Genomic DNA, 4,110 nt, shown 5'->3' with positions numbered 1-4,110 from the left:
GGCGCAGCGGTGGGCGCGCGGTCGGCGCGGGTCGGATCGGCGCCTGCCGGATCGGCGTGGGTGGGATCGGCGCGTGCCAGCCGGGCGGGCGGCATGCCGGCACCGGAGGGACGCCCGGCGACCTGGGGCTCCCGGGTCGGTTCGGTCCCACCGCATCCGGGCAGGGCGGAGGCATCGATAACCACGGATGACCGTTCGAGGCGCCGCGGCCTGACCGGTGGGTCAACCGGCTCCATGCTGGCGATCGCCGCCTCGTCGTCGTTGCCGTCCACCACGATCTCCCGACTCGCTCGTCGCGCGACACGGCGGAACACCGGCAACCGGTTCCGTCCTGGGAGGCCCCGCGCAACGACTCCGAGCGGGTAACACGGTAAAGCCTCACATCACAGCAGAGGAGACCTCTCCCGCCGAACAGCCGAAAAAAGACTTTTCCGGTATCGGGCAGTAGCATCCTGCCGCCACCCTGACGGGGGTGAAATCAGCGACGGTCTCCGCAGCTCCGCGGGATGACCCCCACGTGCGGGCACCCCCGGATAGGAACACTGGCGCAGCACGGACGCGGCCGATGCAGGCTCGGCGGGTGAGCAAATGTTTCCGCGACGTTCAGTGCCGGTCAACGGCGGACGTCCGGGAACGTCACGTCAACGGCGCAACGAAACCTTCATCGGCGCGAACATGGGGATCAGGCGCAGAGAGCCACCGGCCGGCGAGCCCGGGGAGACCACCGAGGAAACGGTCGGCACGGCGATGGGACCGGCCGGACGGGCAGTGCCCCGGCCGTCCGAGACGGCCGCGCCGGCGACGGCGAGCATCAGCAGCGCCGCGGAACCGAGCAGGGTCCGACGCATGCTCGCGCGGCCCGGACCGGACCGCGGGGGTGGCGACGGTCGTCGACGAAGATGATCACGCGATCCGCCCGGTCGGGCCCCCTGCCGGTGCCCGGCGCCCTGCCGCGCAGCCCGGGATCCATGTCGCGTTCTGCCGGGCAGCTCGGTCGCTCCGCGGCGCGATCTGCGCCGGGACGCCAGCCGATCGGAGGCCAGCCGATCGGAGGCCAGCCGATCGATCGGCTGCGCCGCGGACCGACCATGGCCGGTGGCATCGGGTCGTCTGGGCGGCGACGATGGCGAGAGGCGGGGAGCGCACTCGGGCTCGGGGCGGCCAGGCCCCGCCATCCCGGCGCCGATGCTCAACAGCCGGGCGGCGACAGCATCCGGCAGCGCCGGATCGCCGAGAGTGACCAACCGCGCCTTCACCTGGCGCAGCGCCGCCACCTCACGCTGGCAGTCCGCACAGCCGGCGAGATGCGCGAGCGCACGATCCCGCGCATCGTGATCAAGCTGGTGATCGATGAGGGGCGAGACCCGGTCGCCGAGATGCTCGGTCACGCGGGCCGCTCCGCAGGAGCACCACCCTTGCTACCGGCGGGGAGGGCTCCACGCCGCCGCCCGGCTCTGCCACGCCCGTCGTCGCGGCTTCGGCGCGACCCGGGCGAGACGGAGAGTTCATCATGATCGGCGTCGGCGCCACCGGGCGCATCGCCTCGACCGGCCAGGGCCGCGGGACTGGTGTAGACGTCCTCCCCGTCCTCGGCGGCGGCCAGCACGGCGCCGTCGGCGGTGCGGGGCGCCCGGTCCGCCAGCGCCGCCCGCAGCATCGCCCGCCCGCGCGAGATCCGGCTGCGGACCGTGCCGAGCTTCACGCCGAGCGTCTGAGCGATCTCCTCGTAGGAGAGCTGTTCGATATCGCACAGCACCACAGCGGCCCGAAAGTCGGGTGGCAGCGCCGCGAGCGCCGCCTCGACGTCGGCGTCGAGATGGGCCTCCGTGTAGACCGCCTCAGGGCTTGCCTCGCGCCCGGCGAGCCGCTCGGTGTCCTCCGGCAGCGCGTCGAAGCGGATCTTCTGCTGCCGACGCATGCGGTCGAGGAAGAGGTTGGTCGTGATCCGGTGCAGCCAACCCTCGAAGGTGCCGGGCGTGTAGTCCGCCAGGGACCGGAACACGCGCACGAAGACGTCCTGCGTGAGGTCCTCGGCGTCGTGGGCGTTGCCGGTGAGGCGATAGGCGAGCCGGTAGACCCGGTTGCCGTGCTCGCGGACCACGTCCTCCCACGATGGAGGCACCCAACCGGCAACATCTGAAGTGGCGGCGGCGCCGGCGGCGTCGGAACCCGCCCCGGAGTCCTGTGCAGCCACGGCCGCCTCTCGGTCGGTTCGCGTCGAACGTACCCGACGAGCCGGCCAGGGAGCGGCGAATCCCGCTGCGGACACCGATGTTTCTCCCCTCGTTCCTCGACACGATGCGCGTTGACCAGATGAACGCGCCTCTGTGCTCTCCCGTTCCCGTAGGCTGCGGGTGTCATGCCGGACACCGACATCGGCGAGCTTGACTCCGCCGCCGCCTACGCCGAGGGCTTCCTGTTGGAAGACCCGATCCTTCGTGCTGCCCGCGCCCGCGCCGAGGAGGTCGGGATCGTCCCGGTCAGCCCGGGCGCCGGTGCGGTCCTGCGTTTTCTCGCCGCCGCCGTGAGTGCCCGCGCGGTCGTCGAGATCGGCACCGGTACCGGGGTCTCCGGCACCTGGCTGCTGCGCGGGATGCGGCCCGATGGAACCCTAACCACCATTGACGTCGAAGCCGAGCACCTCCGGCTGGCGCGCCGCACCTACGCCGACGCCGGCATGGCGCCGGGCCGCAGCCGACTCATCACGGGCCGCGCCCTCGACGTCCTCCCCCGCCTGACCGACGGCGCCTACGACCTGGTGTTCTGCGACGCCGACCGCCGAGAGGGCACCGAGTACCTCACGCAGGCGTTGCGGCTGCTCCGCCCGGGCGGAGTGGTCGTGTTCACAGGCGTGCTGGCCGAGGGCCAGGCGGCCGATCCGGGCGCCCGCGGCCCGGACGCTGTTGCCGTCCGCGAGCTCGCCACCGCCGTGCGCGACGATGTACGGCTCACCCAGATGCTCCTCACCACCGGGGGCGGCCTGCTGATTGCAGTGGTCGCCAAGTCCTCACCCGTCGGTTAGGACCTGCGGGGGTGGCCCGGGGTAGTCCCATCCGGGGCATCGTTCGGCCGGTCGACCTTCCGGGCAGCCACTAGCCCGGACGTGCCATCCAGGCCCGGTGCGGCGACTCGGCTGAACCGGCCCGCCCCGCCGCGGCTCGCCGGGGGTCTGACCCGCTTGGCGCGTAAGGTGCCCTCAAGCGTGACATTTCGACGCCTTGGGGAGTGGATGGCACCGGCGGCCCGGGACTACCGGCGCTACGACGACTTCGGCGGGTACGAAGGCGATGGTCGCGACCCCCACGCCGACCGCGGTGCCCACGCCACTCGCGCCGAGCGGGGCCGCCCGGGCGCCCACCTGGACACCGATGCCCACGGGGACCGCCGAGGCCACGACAGCCGCAGCGGGTTCCAGGATCGCGGCGGCCATGACGACAGCGGCCGGTACGGCGACAGCGGTAGGTACGGCGACAGCGGTAGTCACAGCGACAGCGGCCGGTACGACAACAGGGGTGGCTACGGCCGGTCCGACAACAGCGGTGGCTATGCCGGCGGCAGCTACCGCGACGACGGGGGCTACGGCCGTGGCTACGGCGACGGCGGGGGTCACAAGGACCCCGGGGCGTCCATCGGCGAGCGGCGCGGCTCCGACGACTTCGGGGACCACGGCAACAACGACGGCCATGCCGACCGTGCCCCGTACCCCCGCGACCCCTACGACGGGCGCGATCCCTTGGACGGCCGCCTCCTTCCGGGCGGCCGAGACCGCCCGGGCGGCCGCACCATCCACGACGGCCGCGGAAGCGACGGCGGCCTCGGCCGGTACGACCTTCCCGATGATGGGGCCGGCCGCGGGGGGTACGGCGGGCGCGGCACCCAGAACGGGCGCGGCGGCCAGAACGGGCGCGACACCCAGGGCGATCGCGAGGGCCACCCCGTCCACGATGAGCACACCGACCCCGGCATCCACTCGAACCGCCGTGCGGGCGCCGACCGCGGAGCGTACGTCGGGCGTGAGGGCGGCATCGGGCGTGAGGGCGGCATCGGGCGCGGGAGCTATCACGGCGGCGGGGCCGGTCTCGCCGGCAGCACGGGCAACCGCCCGCGGCC

The 4,110-nt window shown here is 73.3% G+C and carries 3 protein-coding genes and 2 pseudogenes; 2 read left to right on the top strand and 3 right to left on the bottom strand.

Going from position 1 to position 4,110, the window contains the following annotated elements; genetic code table 11:
- The 3 genes and pseudogenes from ND748_RS26930 to sigE all read right to left on the bottom strand — a co-directional run.
- Positions 1-314, bottom strand: a pseudogene (locus ND748_RS26930) (hypothetical protein); the annotation flags it as partial.
- Positions 315-641: 327 nt separating this feature from the next.
- Positions 642-1,388, bottom strand: a complete 747-nt coding sequence (locus tag ND748_RS26925) for an anti-sigma factor (RefSeq protein ID WP_251749017.1) — start codon at positions 1,386-1,388, stop codon at positions 642-644.
- A complete protein-coding gene (gene sigE, locus ND748_RS26920; protein WP_251749016.1) occupies positions 1,385-2,194 on the bottom strand; it encodes an RNA polymerase sigma factor SigE in 810 nt (269 codons plus the stop codon). The genes ND748_RS26925 and sigE overlap by 4 nt, the downstream gene beginning before the upstream one ends.
- A 165-nt stretch (positions 2,195-2,359) precedes the next feature.
- Between sigE and ND748_RS26915 the strand changes: the two genes are divergently transcribed.
- On the top strand, positions 2,360-3,022 hold the full coding sequence (locus tag ND748_RS26915; RefSeq protein WP_251749015.1) for an O-methyltransferase: 663 nt from the start codon (positions 2,360-2,362) through the stop codon (positions 3,020-3,022).
- 207 nt (positions 3,023-3,229) lie between these two features.
- A pseudogene (locus tag ND748_RS26910) lies at positions 3,230-4,110 on the top strand (hypothetical protein); the annotation flags it as partial.

Origin of the sequence: Frankia sp. AiPs1 (assembly GCF_023716945.1) — a bacterium.
GTDB lineage: Bacteria > Actinomycetota > Actinomycetes > Frankiales > Frankiaceae > Frankia.
This window is presented reverse-complemented; position numbering and strand designations above follow the sequence as displayed.